The 16,585-nt window shown below is 61.4% G+C and carries 14 protein-coding genes; 9 read left to right on the plus strand and 5 right to left on the minus strand.

Features of this window, described 5'->3' with window-relative positions:
* Positions 1 to 91: 91 nt before the first annotated feature.
* On the minus strand, positions 92 to 2,563 hold the full coding sequence (locus LDL32_RS02250) for a TonB-dependent receptor domain-containing protein (RefSeq protein WP_233064253.1): 2,472 nt from the start codon (positions 2,561 to 2,563) through the stop codon (positions 92 to 94).
* A 934-nt stretch (positions 2,564 to 3,497) separates the two neighbouring features.
* Between LDL32_RS02250 and LDL32_RS02255 the strand changes: the two genes are divergently transcribed.
* The 4 genes from LDL32_RS02255 to LDL32_RS02270 all read left to right on the plus strand — a co-directional run bounded on the left by LDL32_RS02255 (position 3,498) and on the right by LDL32_RS02270 (position 8,787).
* On the plus strand, positions 3,498 to 5,426 hold the full coding sequence (locus LDL32_RS02255; RefSeq protein WP_255673849.1) for a CocE/NonD family hydrolase: 1,929 nt from the start codon (positions 3,498 to 3,500) through the stop codon (positions 5,424 to 5,426).
* A gap of 10 nt (positions 5,427 to 5,436) precedes the next feature.
* Positions 5,437 to 6,939: a peptide MFS transporter gene (locus LDL32_RS02260; RefSeq protein ID WP_233064257.1), complete on the plus strand. Its 1,503-nt coding sequence runs from the start codon at positions 5,437 to 5,439 to the stop codon at positions 6,937 to 6,939.
* A gap of 77 nt (positions 6,940 to 7,016) precedes the next feature.
* Positions 7,017 to 7,769: a CDP-diacylglycerol diphosphatase gene (locus LDL32_RS02265; RefSeq protein ID WP_233064259.1), complete on the plus strand. Its 753-nt coding sequence runs from the start codon at positions 7,017 to 7,019 to the stop codon at positions 7,767 to 7,769.
* Between the two features lie 217 nt (positions 7,770 to 7,986).
* Entirely contained in the window at positions 7,987 to 8,787 is an 801-nt protein-coding gene (locus LDL32_RS02270) for an SDR family NAD(P)-dependent oxidoreductase (RefSeq protein WP_233064260.1), read from the plus strand.
* Positions 8,788 to 8,809: 22 nt separating this feature from the next.
* On the opposite strand, the gene LDL32_RS02275 is transcribed toward LDL32_RS02270, so the two are convergent.
* The 3 genes from LDL32_RS02275 to LDL32_RS02285 form a co-directional block, all read right to left on the minus strand.
* Complete coding sequence (locus tag LDL32_RS02275; RefSeq protein WP_233064261.1) at positions 8,810 to 9,304, minus strand: DUF3574 domain-containing protein; 495 nt, start codon at positions 9,302 to 9,304, stop codon at positions 8,810 to 8,812.
* Between the two features lie 83 nt (positions 9,305 to 9,387).
* Positions 9,388 to 10,938: an FAD-dependent oxidoreductase gene (locus LDL32_RS02280; protein WP_233064262.1), complete on the minus strand. Its 1,551-nt coding sequence runs from the start codon at positions 10,936 to 10,938 to the stop codon at positions 9,388 to 9,390.
* A 159-nt stretch (positions 10,939 to 11,097) separates the two neighbouring features.
* Positions 11,098 to 11,481 carry a VOC family protein gene (locus LDL32_RS02285; RefSeq protein ID WP_233064263.1) on the minus strand — a complete coding sequence of 128 codons (384 nt, stop codon included), beginning with the start codon at positions 11,479 to 11,481 and terminating at the stop codon, positions 11,098 to 11,100.
* A gap of 198 nt (positions 11,482 to 11,679) precedes the next feature.
* Here LDL32_RS02285 and LDL32_RS02290 point away from each other — a divergent pair, with 198 nt between their 5' ends.
* A complete protein-coding gene (locus LDL32_RS02290; protein ID WP_233064264.1) occupies positions 11,680 to 12,369 on the plus strand; it encodes a YfdX family protein in 690 nt (229 codons plus the stop codon).
* Between the two features lie 37 nt (positions 12,370 to 12,406).
* On the opposite strand, the gene LDL32_RS02295 is transcribed toward LDL32_RS02290, so the two are convergent.
* Entirely contained in the window at positions 12,407 to 12,871 is a 465-nt protein-coding gene (locus LDL32_RS02295) for a hypothetical protein (RefSeq protein WP_233064265.1), read from the minus strand.
* 335 nt (positions 12,872 to 13,206) lie between these two features.
* On the opposite strand from LDL32_RS02295, the gene LDL32_RS02300 reads away from it, so the two are divergent.
* The 4 genes from LDL32_RS02300 to glgA all read left to right on the plus strand — a co-directional run bounded on the left by LDL32_RS02300 (position 13,207) and on the right by glgA (position 16,578).
* Positions 13,207 to 13,527, plus strand: coding sequence for a general stress protein (locus LDL32_RS02300; RefSeq protein WP_233064266.1), 321 nt, complete (start codon positions 13,207 to 13,209; stop codon positions 13,525 to 13,527).
* Positions 13,528 to 13,723: 196 nt separating this feature from the next.
* Entirely contained in the window at positions 13,724 to 14,260 is a 537-nt protein-coding gene (locus LDL32_RS02305; protein WP_233064267.1) for a DUF4142 domain-containing protein, read from the plus strand.
* Between the two features lie 114 nt (positions 14,261 to 14,374).
* Positions 14,375 to 14,560, plus strand: a complete 186-nt coding sequence (locus LDL32_RS02310; protein ID WP_233064269.1) for a hypothetical protein — start codon at positions 14,375 to 14,377, stop codon at positions 14,558 to 14,560.
* A gap of 386 nt (positions 14,561 to 14,946) precedes the next feature.
* Positions 14,947 to 16,578 (plus strand): glycogen synthase GlgA, encoded by a 1,632-nt coding sequence (glgA, locus tag LDL32_RS02315; protein ID WP_233064271.1) that lies wholly within the window; start codon positions 14,947 to 14,949, stop codon positions 16,576 to 16,578.
* The last annotated feature ends 7 nt before the right edge of the window (positions 16,579 to 16,585 follow it).

The raw sequence follows: 16,585 nt of genomic DNA on the forward strand, positions 1-16,585 counted from the left end.
GAAAAACACAGGGGGCGACGCGTCGTGTAAACGCGTCGCCCCCTTTGGCTTCTGGCTGGGGTGCTACCCGCTGGCGGGTCACGCCTGCGGTTCAGAACTGTGCGGAAACCGAACCGAAGAATTCACGCGGTGCGGCTACGTACAGGTTTGCGTTGTCATCGCCGCTGACACTTGCGGCGCCATAGATACCGCCGATGTAGTTCTTGTTGAACAGGTTGGTGATGCCGAACGTGGCCTTGATGTTCTGGGCAAATCCGACCTTGCCGAAGTTGTAGCTGCCGTTGAGGTTGGAGGTCCAGTACGCGGGGATGTACTCGTCGTTGGTGTAGGTCATCGCCCGGCGGCTGGTATAGGTCACGTTGAAGTTGAACATGGCCCGGTGCCAGTTATAGGTCAGGTTCGCCTTGTACATGAACTTGGGGTAGTAGACCTGGTGCTTGCCCTTCAGGCTGATGCTGGTCCCGGCATTGGCAATGCTGCCTTCGTAAACCGCATTGTTCCAGCTGAAGCTGTTGGAGATTTCCAGCCCGTGCACGGGGCGGATCACGCCCATGACATCGGCGCCGTTCATGGTTTCACGCCCGACATTCGCCACGGCACCAAAGGTATTGCCGGTGGCGCCTTCGGTCACGGTTGCAATACGGTTGTAGTAGTCGGTGTGATAGAAATCGACGCTGCCGCTGAACAGGTTGGAATTGTAGCGGTATCCCACGACATAGTTCCATGTCCGTTCGGGCTTCAGGCTGTTCTTGTTGGCATCGAACACCGACTGCGCGGATATGGAAGAGGAGCCAAGCCCGCCCCAGATGGTGCCGGAACTGCTCTGCTGCCCGTAATCATAGGCGCGCATGTTTTCCGCGATATCGAAATACACTTCATGGTGGTCTTTGAAGTGATAATCGAAATTGAAGTGGGGCAGGAAGGCATTGGCCGCCGTCATGCTGCCCGATGCGGGATGGCTGTAATATGTGTTCCAGTTGGAATACAGCGCGGTGTTATCGACCTTCGTGCCACCATGCGTATCCTGCAGCAGCGAACGGAACCCGGCGCTGACCGTCATGCCCGGAATGATGTGATACGTGTCCTGCAGGTAGAACTGGAACGTGTTGGTATTGAATGAATCCGAGTACCATGTAGCCGCTTCAGATGACTTGAAGGCGCCAAGCGAGGGGTGTGCCGCATCCACGCCATCTTCATACATGCGCATGGGATAGTTGAAGGAATTGTTTTCGTACCAGATGCCGGTCTGGATGTCGTTGTCATGCACCTTGATGTTGAAGCTCTGGGTAAAGCCGATACGACGGACATCGGGGTGACCGGCTTCAAGCGCCATGTCAACACCGCTGGTGGGTGATCTCAGGAAGGGATTGCTGCCGTTATAGTCACCGTTGGAGACATGCGCATAGCCGACCGTTTTGGATGTCACGTTGTGGAACAGCTCGAACTCACCCGTGATGGCGGACAGGTAGTTACGCTGTGACTGCGTGCCATCATAGGCATAATCGCCAATCTCGTCCGGTGTCAGGATACCCTGCAGACTGGCGGGAACGGTACCGACCTGGGCGTTCTGCGCGTATTCCTTGGCCAGGGCGTAATTGGGCTTGAGGTATGTGGCGTCACGCCCCATTTTCCGCCAGATGTTCTTGGTCAGGCCCATGTAGTTGTACTGGGCAAAATCCGAATAATCGAAAATCGCGGTAATCTTGCCACGGTCGCCCACCGGCTGGACCAGCTTGAAGTTGGCCTGCAGTTCCTGCTGGTCGCCATAGCCTTTCCACAGGTTCTGGTCGGTGCGGGCGAAGGAGGCATAGAACTTGGTGCCGGTCGAATTCAGTACGCCACTGTCCACGCGTGCAAAGGTACGGAATGCGTTGTAGCTGCCGAATGTCTGGCCAATGCGCCCGCCCGCCTTGTTCCTGGGGTCGGATGAGGTATAGGTCAGTGCGCCGCCCAGCGTCTGGGCCGATGGCGTGTCCAGCGCTCCGGCACCCTGGGACACGGTCATGCCGGCCACGTTTTCCTGGATTTCCATCTGGTCGACACTCAGGCCATTCCAGTTATGGAAACCCTGCCCGCCCATGGGGATGCCATCGAGCGTCGCACCCAGCTGTGACTGGTTGAAGCCACGCACATAGAGCGTGTTCGCCACCGTATCGAGGCCGAATGCGTCATCCGAAGCAAAGTTGGCCCCCGGGGTGGTCAGGGCCAGGATCTGGTTCGGGCTCGTGCCCTCGACAAAATGATCCATCTGCTCGCGCGTTACGGCCTGCACTGCATTATGGGTGCGTACGCGGCCCACGCTTACACGCAGGTTTTCCGGCGTGGCGGATGCCGCCACGGGGCCTGTATCATGGCGGGGCTGCGCGCGTGTGGCGGTCCGTGCGCGGGCTGGTGCCGTATTGGCCCGGTGGGGGCGGTGCGGCGCTGGCGTGGCCGTGGTGTCATCCGCCTGTGTCGCAGCGATTGCGGCAGGCCCGACAGACAGAAGCCACACGAATGCGGATCCTGCCAGCAAGGGGCGCCGAGCCAGCCGTCGTCTTTCCTGCCTTGTGGTATGTGGCATCAAAGGAACTTCCCGATCGCACCTGACGGCACGGAACGTGCGGGCACGTTCATGTCCGTGTCGTCATGTTGTTGATATTCACACCGCGCGGGATGGATGACGTAAATGCCGTGTTCATTCTTCCCCCCGGACAGCCGGGGCGGTTCGGCCGCCGGCTGCTGCAATGTGCTTTCCATTGCGTTTCATTACAGTATCCGAAAGGAAAAGATTCAATGCTGAAAAGGAAACGTACCACATGTCAGTATTTAATGTGGTTCAAAAGCAACAGATAGTATGTTTTATTTTAAAGTAAAGTTTGTTTACGGCTAAATTGTATACCATATTCATATTGCACGAAAAAAATTAGGCGACACGGATTATTTTTATATATTCCAAAATCCCGGTTTGTGAATTTAATATTATATCTTTGCGACAGGGGTTGACGAAACATAAAGCCCAAACTGCGCAGGAGAAGACTAAACATTAAGGGAATCGGTCTATTATGCATGGCAATATATCCATGTAATCGGGACCCGCGAGCGAATGAAAAAATGAAATGTGATCACTGCCGCCGCAACCGTGGTGTCAGGGTTCGTCCGTCATCATGCGCGTAATGCGCAGCCTGAGCCGGGATGGAATGCGGCGGGCGGAGAACGTTTTATTTCTTGTTATGTTAAGTTGAATAAAACCGAAACGGTTACGGGCCCGTCCAGATGTAAAAAACGTTACGATACTGCTCATGTCCGCATGGTTTCATGGTGGTGGCGACGACTGTCCGGCCGTGGCGGTCGTGCCTCCGTGGATCGGATACTGTACTTTTTTACTGTCAGCCGGCTTGGGAACAGGTCGGGAGCATGTATGATCAGGGGCAGCATAAATAATACCGTCTTGGTCATTGTGGAGTGGTACTGAAGTGAAACGGCTTTCCTGGCGGCGCCTGCCGTCACTGGCGATCATGATGGTTGCGTGCGTCTCCTCCGGCGCACTGGCGGCTCAGGCCCCTGCGGCTGCGGATACTTCATCGCTGAGCGTACAGACCGGGAGCGATATTCCCGCACAGGTGACTTTTCCCACCGCCGCACGCAACTATATCAAGCGCGACGTGATGATCCCGATGCGCGATGGTGTGAAACTGCATACGGTCATTGTCATCCCCAGAGACGCGGCCAATGCCCCCATGCTGCTGACGCGTACGCCCTATCATGCCTCCCAGCGTGCCAACCGTATCCCCGACGCACCCGATATCCGCTCCATCCTGCCACAGGGCGATGATGCGTTTGTCGAGGCGGGCTATATCCGCATATTCCAGGATATCCGGGGCAAATACGGGTCGGAGGGGGATTATGTCATGACCCGTCCGCCCCGTGGCCCGCTCAACCCGACAAAAACCGACGAGACCACCGATGCGTGGGACACGATCGAATGGCTGGTCCACAACGTGCCGCAAAGCAACGGGCGCGTGGGTATGCTCGGTTCCTCCTACGAAGGCTTCACGGTGGTCATGGCGCTGCTTGACCCCCATCCGGCACTGAAGGTAACCGCACCCGAAAGCCCCATGGTCGATGGCTGGATGGGCGATGACTGGTACCATTACGGCGCGTTCCGTCAGGGGGGGCTGGATTACTTTACCGACCAGATGACCATGCGCGGCGAAGGCAGCCCCATCCCGCGTGTCGATCATGATGACTACACCAATTTCCTCAACGCGGGTTCGGCGGGTCAGTTCGCGCATGATGCGGGGCTGGACCAGTTCCCGTGGTGGCAGCGCATGCTGGCCCACCCGGCCTATGATGCATTCTGGCAGCAGCAGGCGCTTGACCACCTGCTGGCCCGGCGCAGGGCCAGCGTGCCGATGCTGTGGGAACAGGGACTGTGGGACCAGGAGGACATGTGGGGCGCGATCCATTCGTGGCAGGCGCTGCAGGCGGCAGGACCCGACGTGCCCAACGTGCTGGTCATGGGGCCGTGGCGGCACAGCCAGGTGAACTATAACGGGTCGGCCCTGGGGCCGCTGCAGTGGAATGGTGATACCGCATCGCAGTTCCGTCACGACGTGCTGCGCCCGTTCTTTGACCAGTACCTGCGCCCGGGTGCGGCCCCCGTTCACCTGCCGCAGGCCATCATCTACAACACGGGTGAAAACCACTGGGATTATATCGACCAGTGGCCGAAGGCGTGCGAGGCACACTGCACCCATCCCCTGCAACCCTTCTTCATGCAGGCGGAGCATGGGCTTTCCACCCGCAGGCCCACCCAGTCCGTGCAGGGTGGGCAGGGGATGGATCAGTACGTATCCGACCCGGCGCACCCGGTGCCCTTCGTGCCACGCCCATTTGCCTTCCCCACCGATTCAGACCGATGGAAGGCATGGCTGGTGCAGGACCAGCGCTTTGCCGAAAGCAGGCCCGATGTGCTGACCTATGAAACCCCGGTGCTGACCGCGCCCGTCAGGGTAAGCGGCGTGCCGGTGGCCGATCTGTACGCGGCAACGACCGGGTCGGATGCCGACTGGGTGGTCAAGGTGATTGATGTCAATCCGCCGACCACTGCCGACCGCCCCGAAATGGGGGGGTATGAACTGGCAGTTTCCATGGATATATTCCGTGGCCGCTACCGGCAGGGTTTTGACAGGCCTGCGGCCATAACCCCCGGCGCGGTCATGCAGTACCGCTTCACGCTGCCTGCGGTGAACCATGTGTTTGAACCGGGGCACCGGATCATGGTCCAGATCCAGTCCAGCCAGTTCCCGCTTTATGACCGTAATCCGCAGAAATTCGTCCCCAACATCCTGCAGGCACGCAGGGAGGACTATATCACGGCAACCCAGAGCATCTACCGCGACCCGTCGCATGCCACGGCGGTATGGCTGCCGGTGGTGCCCTGAGCGCTGCACGATGGACGACCACACCGGTAAAGCCGGCCTGAGCCCCGCAGGCCGGTCCGCTGCCTTCCACGTCGTGCTGGCGATAGAGATATGGGAGAGATTCGGCTTCTATGGCATGCAGGCGATCCTGCTGCTGTACATGATCCAGAAACTGGGCATGCAGGATACGCAGGCCAACATGCTGTGGGGCAGTTTTGCCGCCATGACCTATGCCGCCCCGGTTGTGGGCGGCTGGCTGGGTGACCGGGTTCTGGGGTCGCGGCGCACGATGGTGGCGGGCGGTATCGTGCTGGCGGCGGGCTACCTGCTGCTTGGCATGATGAGCGGCACCGCGCATGCCCTGTTTGCAGGCATGGCGATCATTGCGGTGGGCAACGGCCTGTTCAAGCCCAATTCGTGCAACATGGTGAACATCATATACCGCGGGCAGGACCGGAAGCTGGATGTGGCGTTCACGATTTACTACATGTCGGTCAATATCGGTTCCACGTTTTCGCTGTTTCTTGTCCCCCTCGTGCAGCAGTCCTATGGCTGGGGGGCGGCTTTCATGTCCTGTGGCGCGGGGCTGGCGCTGGGTGTCGCGGGGTATTTCATCCGCCACCGGCGGCTGGGGACTGTCGGCACCATCCCCGATTTTCGGCCCGTCCCCTGGCGGCACGGGCTGATGGTGGCCGTGGGCGCGGCGGTGGTGGTCGCGCTGATGGCGCGCGTTTTTGCTTCCGCCTCCATACAGGGGGTGCTGGTCATCGCATCCGGCGTGGTGATCATGCTGGCATGGGCGGGCGTGTATGCGCGGGCCGCAGCGCATGAGCGGCCGGGGCTACGGATCATGTTCCTGCTGACGTTCGAGGTCGCGCTGTATTTCGTGTTCTACCAGCAGATGGTGACATCGCTGACCCTGTTTGCGCTGCGTAACGTGGGCAAGGAATTCACGCTGTTCGGCCTGCATCTCTTTTCCATGTCGGCCGGACAGTTCCAGGCGTTCAACCCGCTATGGATCATGCTGGGTACACCCCTGCTGATCATGATCTACAACTGGCTGGGGCGGCGCGATGCGGATATTGGCATCGCGGGGAAGTTCGTCATTGGCTTTGCCTGCGTTACCCTTTCGTTCCTTGTGTGGTGGCTTAGTGCGGTACTGGCTCCTTCCAGCCATGTCTCGCCATGGGTGATGTTGCTGGGGTACGGCCCGCTTTCGGTCGGGGAACTCATGATCAACAGCCTGGGGCTTGCGGCCATTGCGCGCTATGTGCCCGTGCGGATCAGCGCGTTCATGGCTGGGTGCTATTATGTGCTGATCGGGTTTGCCATGTATGTTGGCAGTATCGTCGCGAACATGGCGGCGGTGGACAATGCACAGGGACTGGACGCGGCCCGGACGCTCCTGATCTATGGCGCGCTGTTCCGGACGCTTGCCTTCATGGCGGGCGGGGCGACTGTTGTGTTCGCCCTCCTGCTGCCGGTGGTCCGGCGGTGGGAGCAGGCCAACGCCTGCGCCCGGAAGCAGGCATGACCATTCCGAAGCAGGGACGGGCATGGTTTTCATAAAGGTGTAACCCGCCCACCGCCTGCCTGTGCTAAGGGTGCGCGATGAGATGGATCTGGATGGCGGCGGCCCTCATGCTGGCCTGCGTCGCGGCTGGCACGGTAATGGCGGACCCGGACCCCGATGTGCTGTGGCATATCGTGCATGAACGCTGCGATGTGAAGCACCGGGCCCGGCCTGCCAGCGGACCGTGCGAGGAGACGGATCCACGCGCGGGCTATGCCGTGCTGAAGGACCGGGTCGGGGCCACGCAGTATCTGCTGATTCCGACACGGCGGATAACCGGCATGGAAGACCCCGCGATCACGCGTGGGGATGCACCCGATTACCTGGCCTATGCTTGGCGGCAGACCGTGCGGGTGAATCGGCGGCTGCCCCGTGCCCTGCCACCCGAAGACCTGTCCCTTGCCATCAATTCGGCCTATGGCCGCAGCCAGAACCAGCTGCATGTGCATGTCGACTGTATCCGGCCCGATGTAAAGGTGGCGCTTCACTGGGCGCTTCCCCGTCTTGGTCCCGGCTGGACGGTACTGCCGCTGGACGGGCATCCCTATCGCGCCCGCCTGCTCACGACACCTGGGCTGGCCGGCGTGCGACCGCTGCGCATGCTGGCGCGCGGGATGACCGATCCCGCGCACGAAATGGGTCGGCATACGCTGGTGGTCGTCGGTATTGTCCTGCCCGGCGGCCAGCCGGGTTTTGTCATGCTTGATGACCGCGCGGACCCGGATGCCAGTGACCGTGCATCGGGTGAGGAACTGCAGGACCATAGCTGCAGGATTCAGGAATTCCCCTGAAAGGCGGCCCCGGCCGCCAGCAGGAGCGCCTGCTGCCGGGCAGGGCTTTTCAGGATGGGTGGGGAATTAGGTGACGTTCACATTTTCCTGTAGTGTCATAACATAGAACCGGGGCAGGGGATCAGTCGTTTCACAACCCTGTTCCTGCGGGCAGGCGGGTTGCATGCACGCTTCCCCTGACCTGTGCCGTCCTTATCCACCAATCAGGGAAACATACATGTCTGGTGTGCATCTTCCATTTTCGGGAAAAGTGGCGCTTGTTACCGGTGCTGCTGGCAATATCGGCCTGGCGACCGCAAAACGGCTGGCCACCATGGGCGCGGACCTGGCGCTGCTTGACCTGGACCAGGCCAAACTGGAACAGGCGCGCGCAGGGCTGGACGGTCATGACGTACGCATTACCATCCATACCTGTGACGTAACCGACAGTGCACAGGTAAAGCAGTGTGTCGATACGGTTGTGAGCGAACTGGGACAGATCGATTTCCTGTTCAACAACGCGGGCTACCAGGGGGCCTTCGCGCCGGTGCAGGACTATCCCGATGCCGATTTTGCCCGTGTGCTCCAGATCAACGTATGTGGTGCGTTCCATGTGCTCAAGCACGTGGGCGGGCATATGGTCACGCGTGGCTTCGGGCGGATCGTCAATACCGCGAGCATGGCGGGCGTGCAGGGGCCGCCGAACATGGCGGCCTATGGTGCGTCCAAGTTCGCCATGGTCGGCCTGACGGAAGTCGCGGCCAAGGACCTTGCGCCATACAACATCCGCGTCAACGCCATAAGCCCCGCGTTCATGGGGCCGGGGTTCATGTGGGACCGGCAGGTGGAACTGCAGGCCAAGGCGGGAAGCCAGTATTTTTCCACGAACCCTGAAGAAGTCGCGCGCCAGATGATCGGCAGCATCCCCATGCGGCGCTACGGCAACATTGACGAGATCCCCGGCGTGGTGGCCTTTCTGCTCAGTGATGATTCCAGTTACATGACCGGGGTGAACCTGCCGATTTCCGGCGGGATCTGATCCATCCGGTCATGCCGCGCATTCAGAACGCGGCGCAGACCGCCGTAACCACCAGCCCGACGGACTGCTGGGCAAAGCGCTGGCGATAGGCCTGCCGGATGGCGTCAAGCCGCGCCGGGAGGTCTGCCGTGGCCGGGGTCACGATCCATACGATACGCGACGGTTCGTGGCTGACCTGCCCGCCTGTCCGGTCCTGCCACTGACCATCCCCCCGCAGTACTGTCAGCCCGGCGGGAAAGCGCGGGGTAATGACCTGCCGTACAAACGTGTTCCATGCATGCGTGCCAATGCGCCCGCCCCCATCGGGGCGACGCAGGCCGAACAGAAGGGTGATTTCAAGTTGTGGCGTCGCTTGCAGCCCCGTGCAGGACACGGACTGCGCGGGCATGGTGGCGTCAGGCATTCGCGCCTGGCAGGACTGGGTGGCCGGACCGGCCAGCCCTGCCAGCAGTGCAATGACGGGCATGCCCCGCAACATCCGTATGAAGCGGGAAGAAGACATGCCTGCTGCTGCCATGACCGTGTTTTCCTTGCGTACCGTCGTGGATGATCATGGAGCAGGATAATGGCCCCGCGGGGCCCATGCCAGTTCCGGCTGGCTCAGAGTGTCTGGCGCAGGGCCAGTTCCCCCATCTGCCGGGCGCGTCCGGCAGCCACCACGCCGACCCGGCGTGCGCCCTGCCATTGTGTGGCCAGAAAATCGAAACTTTCCAGATCCCCCTCGATCGTGACCCGGTCAAAAGGTTCCTGATAGCCGACATATTCCAGCTTGCGCCCGAACTGCAGGGTCCAGAACCATGGAATGGTGGCAGGGGGCGTGGTGCGTTTCATGATCGTACCGGCCGCGATGCGTCCGTGCATCTGTGCGGTACGCCAGTGCTCGATACGGATCCGCACGCCCTGGTGGATGAAACGCGCCACGTCCCCCGCGGCATAGACATGCGGGGCGGCCTGCATCGTACCGTCCACATCTATGCCGCCATCCGGCGTGCGGGCCAGTCCGGGGGCGAATTCCGTGGCGGGCCGAACACCCACGCCGGTCACGACCAGATCGGCGGCAAGGCGGGTTCCGTCATCCAGCACCACGGACAGCCCGTCTGCATGGCGGTGGATGCTGGCAGCACGGTGACCGCCCGCATACGTCACGCCCTCCTGCGTGTGCAATGCGTGCAGGCGGCTGCCGATCTCCCGGCCCAGCATCTTCTCGAACGGTACCGTGTCGGGGGCCACCACCGTTACTTCTGCACCCGCCATGCGCAGCGCCGCCGCCGCTTCCATGCCAATAAAACTCGCGCCACATACCACGACATGGCGGCCGGTATGGTCGGCACCCGCCACAATGGCCCGGGCATCGGCCTGCGTCCGCAGCATATGCACACCCGGCAGGTCATGGCCCGGCACCTCCAGCGTGCGCGGCTGGCTGCCGGGGGCGAGTATGACGTGGTCGCCCGTCAGCTGCCGGCCGTCAGCCAGGCTGAGGGTGCGGGTCGGGGCATCGAACGCGGTAACGGTGGTGGTCAGGCGCGTGATGTCATGGGCCGTGTAGAAATCGGGTGCGCGCAGGGGCGGGGCCCTGTTTCCTTCCTCCTTGCCAGCCAGTACGGTCTTGGTCAGTGCCGTGCGGTCATAGGGCGGGGTGGCATCGCGGCTGATCATGGTAATCCGGCCGGCGAAGCCGAATTCCCGTAGCGAGACAGCAGCCGTCAGCCCTGCGGCCCCTTCACCCACGATCAGTACATGCGCATCCGGGGCACGGGGGGCGGGTGTCTCGGGCGGAATGGCCTGCAGTTGGACCTGGATGCGCCCATCACGCGCGCGGACCGGATAGCGGGGCAGGGGATCAAGGGCCACCGGGGCAAGCAGATGGCCGTCGGTCGTGTCAAAGACGGCCTTGTGCCATGGGCAGACCAGCCTGCCCGCGCATAGCGTACCCTGTTCCAGCGGTGCGCCCTTATGCGGACAGGTGGCGGAGAAGGCCCGTATCCCATCATCCTGCCGGATCATGAGCACCGGTGTCCGCCCGACCGTGATGCGGTGTGGTGTGGCCGTATCCAGGTCCGCCAGTGCCATGGCATCGTGCCAGGCTGCCGGATCGGGCGGCACGGCAGCAACCGTGGTGGGGGAACGGGTGGCGGTACCAGCCTGTGGCATGGCGCTTCTCCTGCTTTCCGTGGCCGGGCAGGACGCCAGTCCCGCACCGGCCGGGTGGAAGGGACATCTGCACCCAATACGTGAAAAGGCGGGAAATGTTCCCGCCTTTGCATCATTCCCCCGTGGCCCGGTGCGTGAACCGGGCCGGCATGGATGGCTTCATGCCTTTATGGGATAGAGCGCGCACAGCTTGTTGCCGGTCGGGTCGCGCAGATAGGCCAGGTACAGGTCGCCCGTAGGCAGGTGGCGGATGCCTGGCGGGTCTTCACAGGTCACGCCGCCATTGGCCACGCCAGCCGCATGCCATGCGTCGACCGCCTGTTCGGAACTGGCGGCGAAGCCGATCGTGCCGCCATTGGCCGCCGTGGCGGGCTGGCCATCGACGGGTGCGGTCACGATCAGGCGGCCGTTTTCGGTCATGTAGCGCAGGCGTCCCTTGGCATCGATGCCCGATGGCGCCACGCTCAGGGCGCCAAGCGTGGCATTATAGAATTTCTTCGATGCCTCGATGTCATTGGAACCGATGGTGATATGACTGAACATGACTGTTTCCTGTGTAATGCACGAAGCCTGATCATAGCATGGAGCCCGTTTGCGCGACAACCGCGCATATTGCCCGCGCAAAGGGAACGGGACGCTGCAACAGGCATGGACCGGGACACGAATTTTTGTAACACTACGTCATGATCAGCGATGCGGCTGGTCTGCACCGGATATTCAAGAGTTCTGAAAAGGGAAATCATGCGTCTTATTGCTTCATTGGCTGTCGTGACGGGTCTGGCTGCCGCGCCGTTTGGCGCCCAGGCGGCATCGCTGCATACGGATTGGGAAAAATACAAGGCGACCCGCGCCTTCAATCGCCTTTCAGCGGATGGCCAGCGTGCGATGGTCGATATCCTGAACGCAAAGCAGGTGCTTGACGCAGGCCAGACCGAGCAGGCCATTCCCGCCCTGTACGATGCCACCAAACGGCTGACGGCGGCAGGCAAGGCCAATGCCAAATTCATGGCGGCGGAAAACGCCCTGCATCCCGCCCCGCAGCATCCTGCCCCCAGCACCCATACGCCGGGCACGACACCCACGACATGGATCCCCGTCGGGGGCGAGATTGTGGGCAGCGAGACCCTGGCACCGGAAAAGAAGACCGCCATCGCCACCGCCAACAGCCAGCTCCAGGCAGGCAAGACCCAGCAGGCGGCACAGACGCTGCAGGTGGTGGGGGAGGATGCAGATTTCATCCTCGCCCTCGCGCCGCTTGACCAGACGCAGGGGGCAATCAACCGCGCCAGCGTCTTTACCGAGGCCCGCAACCCCAAAGAGGCATCCGCTGCCCTGCAGCAGGCGCTGGACGGGCTGGTGTTCGTGTCGGAAGACTTTGCCGAAACGTCAATCCCGGCACCGGGCGGCAAGAAGGCCGCATCCGGACAGTAAAGATTTCCGCCCGGGGGCATTTTCCGCCCCCGGCGGTTCATTCCCCGCCGACTTTTTTCTTCTCGCGCTCGGCATCCACGCTCATGCGCTGGAATGCGCCAAGCGAGAGCACGATCAGCGTCGCCACCACCAGCAGGCCCGCGGGATAGAGAATTTCCGCCGGATCATTGGCCTTGGTCTCGAACACACCGACCAGCCCTTCTATGAAGACGGCAATGATGATGGTGGTGATGAATTTGGTCAGGCTGGCACGCGCCTCGCTCAGGCTTTTCTTGCCGCTTGTCTGGATCACCTCTTCTTCCACGAAATACTTGGCCACATCAAACACGGCAACCGAAATCACGACGTAGCTTATGGCCTGCAGGATGGCGTTGCGCCCGGCATGCCATGACTGGCCCAGTGCCATGGCCAGATCAACCATCCCGAATGCAAGGAGCAGGAGCGCCAGCACCATGAGCATGACACTTGCGCAGGCAAAGGCAAAGCGTGAGAGATGCTGCATCGGGTGTTTCCCTGTTCTGTTTGTCGCGCTGCATCCCCACACATGCGGCTGGCGGATCAGGGTTTCAAGCATGCAGGGCGGATGGGACCGGTCGATACAGTGTCAAAAATATGAAGATGCGTGTTTATATTACGGGTTTGGTACGTATTGAATTTATTATCCGATGAATATTTATTTTTTATTTTGCAGGCAGGTCAGGAACCGACCATGGAAAACCCCGTTGGGGTCTCCACAGCGTGCATTGCCGGTGATTGCTTTCTCAGCCAACCCGTTGGGACCCTGAGAAAAAACAAGAATCCCGTGTCGCCGCTGTGATCTGAAAAAGGTGAACGATCATGGTTTATCGCATCAACCTGCACGAACGCACGAGTACTGCGCTTCTGGCACCGGCGGGCAGTCGCGGTGGGGGCGGTGCCGGACATAATCCGGGCAATTTTGCCAATGACCGCAAGAAAGCCTCGGAAGCGGGCCAGAAGGGTGGCCAGCACAGTTCGGGCAACTTCGCCAATGATCCTGCCCGTGCCGCCGAGGCAGGACGCAAGGGCGGACAGCACAGTTCAGGAAATTTTGCTGAAGACCCCCAGCGCGCGGCGGAAGCCGGACGCAAGGGTGGCCAGCACAGTCATGACCACGACCACGGTCACGAAAAATCCTGAGCAAGATCATGGCCCTGCGGGGTGGAGCCCCCTGCGGGGTTCCGCCCTTTCGTGCCAGATACCGATGCGGCGCAATGACGACGGGGCGCGGGGAAGCATGATGGAAGCGGCGTCGCAGCCGATCCCGTCCAGACCGTTTTGCGGGTCATGTTTCACCGTTTTCCCCAGGGAGTAATGTCCAATGAATAAAAGAAGAATGAACAAAAGCAGGATGATGATCCTGGGACTGGCCCTGTGCATGTCCATGCCTGCCGCCATGGCGCAGTCCATACCGGAGAAGGCGGGGATAAACTCGCTCATGGGGGTGGCGCCCCGTACGGCTGATTTCATCAAGATCGCGACAGTCAGCGACATGTTTGAAATACAGTCCAGCGAACTGGCGCTCCAGAACCACGATCCCGCGCTGGCCGATTTTGCCACGCGCATGATCGAGGACCATAAAAAGAGTTCCGCCGCCCTGCGCGACGTGGTGCGCAGCGGTAACGTGCAGATCGCCCAGCCCACGGGTCTGGATGAAAGCCATCAGGATATGCTCGACAAGCTGAAGGGTCTGCATGGCCGTGATTTTGCCCTGCAGTACCGCAGCGACCAGATCGAGGCGCATCAGGATGCGATTTCCCTGTTCCGCCGCTATGGGGAAAGTGGCGAAAACGCCAGTCTCAAGACCTGGGCCAGCAATACCCTGCCCACGCTTGAAAATCATCTGCGCGCGGCACAGGCGCTGCCGCAGTGACGTGACACCTTTGTCCCGGCTGGCGCATGCACCTGTCGCGGTTCGGCACATGTGACCGGATGGCGGTCAGGTCACGCCGCACGGCCCTGAACCTATTATGAAGGGATCATTCCAATGGAATCCTGGTCAGATGGAACAGGCCGGCCATCGCGTTCCGCCAATGCGGGCGGTGGCCTGCCGCTTTCCACCACACAGCAGAAAAGACATGTGATTATTGTCGGGGGGATGGTCGTGTTTTTCGTGACGCTGATTGTCACGGCATGCCTGTATTTCCCGCATATTTCACTTCCCCGGTTCTGAGCCGGTCTTTTTTGTCCCGAGGTGGAAATGCTGTCCCTCTTCCCGAAAGAAGAAACCGGATAATGCATGCATGCCGCCGGCCATGATCAATCCGGACATGCATGCATTGCCATGAAACACGCCACGGGCAAGCCGCCGGGCGTATGCGTCAGGCCCGTGCGCGGGAATGATGCCCCGCAATAATGATGCGGCGCTGATACTGAAATTTCTGGACATGAAATTGCCTTTTTTCAACAGGGATGGCTTTTTTAAAAGCGTTCAAAAGTAATGATGTCTCACAGCACGATCACTTAAGCGTGTCCGTGACACCATGCGCAGGGTGATCCGTTATCGGCTGCGGAACCAGAAAATCTGACGCCATCCTCCTATCGCAAGGAAACCGGCCCATGGTCCGCGCGGCGAACACCTTCCTTTTCCCTGTCCGGCTGCTTTCTGTTGCGGGCGAGATGTTTCCCTTTGTCAAGACCGGGGGGCTGGGTGATGTAACCGGCTCACTGCCCATGGCGCTTGCCCCCTATGGGGTCGAGGTCACGACACTCCTGCCCGGCTATCCCGCCGTCATGGCGGCACTGCGTGACCGGGTGCAGGTTGCATATCTGCCCGATGTGCTGGGGCATGCGGCCACGCTGTGGTCGGGGCATGCGAACGGCCTGGCCCTGCTGGTGTTCGACGCACCCACCCTGTTTGACCGCCCCGGCAATCCCTACATGTGCCCCGACGGGCAGGACTGGGCCGATAACGGCATCCGTTTCGCCGCCCTGTCACGCATGGCGGCCGACATAGCACTGGGCAGGATCGCGGCCTACCGCCCCGACGTGGTACAGACACATGACTGGCAGGCCGGACTGACCGCGGCCTACATGCATCATGACCGCAGGCTGCATGGCACGTCCGGGCCGGTCGTGCCGGTAATACAAACCATTCACAACCTTGCCTTCCAGGGGCGCTTTTCCGCGGATTGCCTTGCGGCGTTCGGCCTGCCGCCGGAGGCATATTCGGTCGAGGGATGCGAGTGCTATGGCGCGATCAGCTTCCTGAAGGCAGGGCTGTATCATGCCGACCGGATCACCACTGTCTCCCCCAGCTATGCACGCGAAATCCAGACGCCCGAGGGCGGCATGGGACTGGACGGCCTGCTGCGCCACCGTGGCGACCGGCTGGAGGGGATACTGAACGGCATCAGTACCGATACGTGGAACCCCGCCAGCGACCCGGCGGTACATTTTCCATACATGGTGGGCGACACCACAGGCCGCGGGCCTAACAAGCGGGACCTGCAGGCGGAATTCGGCCTGGCGGCGGACCCGGATGCCTTCGTCATCGGTATTGTCAGCAGGCTGACCGCGCAGAAGGGCATCGACCTGCTGGACAGCGTCATGCCACGCATGCTGGTGGCCAATACGCAGGTGATCGTGGTGGGGGAAGGGGACCGGGAAATCGAACGCGGCCTGGTCGCGCTGCAGCGCCGTTTCCCCGGCCGTTTCGCCTGCCATATCGGCTATAGCGAGGAACTGGGCCACCGCGTGCCGTCAGCGGTCGATGCACTGCTTGTCCCCTCACGCTTCGAGCCCTGCGGACTGACGCAGCTTGGCGCGCTGCGGTATGGCGCGGTACCCATCGCATCGCGCGTGGGCGGTCTGGCCGATACCATTGTGGATGCCAATCCCGCCGCGCTGGCGCGTGGCGGGGGCACGGGCTTCCTGTTTTCCCCGGTGGATGAGGAAACGCTGGTGGCTGCCGTCAATCGCGCACGCCTGCTCTACCGCCGCCACCGCCCGATCTGGCGCAGGCTCCAGCTCAATGGCGCGGGCTATGACGTATCGTGGAACGACAAGGCCGCGCATTACGTGATGCTGTTTGCCGATGTGCTGGGGGTGGACCTGTCCGCGCCCGGACTGTCCAACGTGATCAGCCTGCCTGCGGGGCGTGCGGCCACCAGCGGCCTACGTGAAGGCCGCAGGCGGCAGATCGCGCGCAGGCCGCCGCGCCTGTCCCGCCCGCTGGCTGCGCCGCACTGACCACGCA

This window comes from Komagataeibacter sp. FNDCF1 (assembly GCF_021295335.1).
GTDB lineage: Bacteria > Pseudomonadota > Alphaproteobacteria > Acetobacterales > Acetobacteraceae > Komagataeibacter.

Coding starts and splice junctions, on each gene's coding strand:
- LDL32_RS02250 (WP_233064253.1), bottom strand. CDS start 2,563: ATGCCACATACCACAAGGCAGGAAAGACGACGGCTGGCTCGGCGCCCC.
- LDL32_RS02255 (WP_255673849.1), top strand. CDS start 3,498: ATGATGGTTGCGTGCGTCTCCTCCGGCGCACTGGCGGCTCAGGCCCCT.
- LDL32_RS02260 (WP_233064257.1), top strand. CDS start 5,437: ATGGACGACCACACCGGTAAAGCCGGCCTGAGCCCCGCAGGCCGGTCC.
- LDL32_RS02265 (WP_233064259.1), top strand. CDS start 7,017: ATGAGATGGATCTGGATGGCGGCGGCCCTCATGCTGGCCTGCGTCGCG.
- LDL32_RS02270 (WP_233064260.1), top strand. CDS start 7,987: ATGTCTGGTGTGCATCTTCCATTTTCGGGAAAAGTGGCGCTTGTTACC.
- LDL32_RS02275 (WP_233064261.1), bottom strand. CDS start 9,304: ATGGCAGCAGCAGGCATGTCTTCTTCCCGCTTCATACGGATGTTGCGG.
- LDL32_RS02280 (WP_233064262.1), bottom strand. CDS start 10,938: ATGCCACAGGCTGGTACCGCCACCCGTTCCCCCACCACGGTTGCTGCC.
- LDL32_RS02285 (WP_233064263.1), bottom strand. CDS start 11,481: ATGTTCAGTCATATCACCATCGGTTCCAATGACATCGAGGCATCGAAG.
- LDL32_RS02290 (WP_233064264.1), top strand. CDS start 11,680: ATGCGTCTTATTGCTTCATTGGCTGTCGTGACGGGTCTGGCTGCCGCG.
- LDL32_RS02295 (WP_233064265.1), bottom strand. CDS start 12,871: ATGCAGCATCTCTCACGCTTTGCCTTTGCCTGCGCAAGTGTCATGCTC.
- LDL32_RS02300 (WP_233064266.1), top strand. CDS start 13,207: ATGGTTTATCGCATCAACCTGCACGAACGCACGAGTACTGCGCTTCTG.
- LDL32_RS02305 (WP_233064267.1), top strand. CDS start 13,724: ATGAACAAAAGCAGGATGATGATCCTGGGACTGGCCCTGTGCATGTCC.
- LDL32_RS02310 (WP_233064269.1), top strand. CDS start 14,375: ATGGAATCCTGGTCAGATGGAACAGGCCGGCCATCGCGTTCCGCCAAT.
- glgA (WP_233064271.1), top strand. CDS start 14,947: ATGGTCCGCGCGGCGAACACCTTCCTTTTCCCTGTCCGGCTGCTTTCT.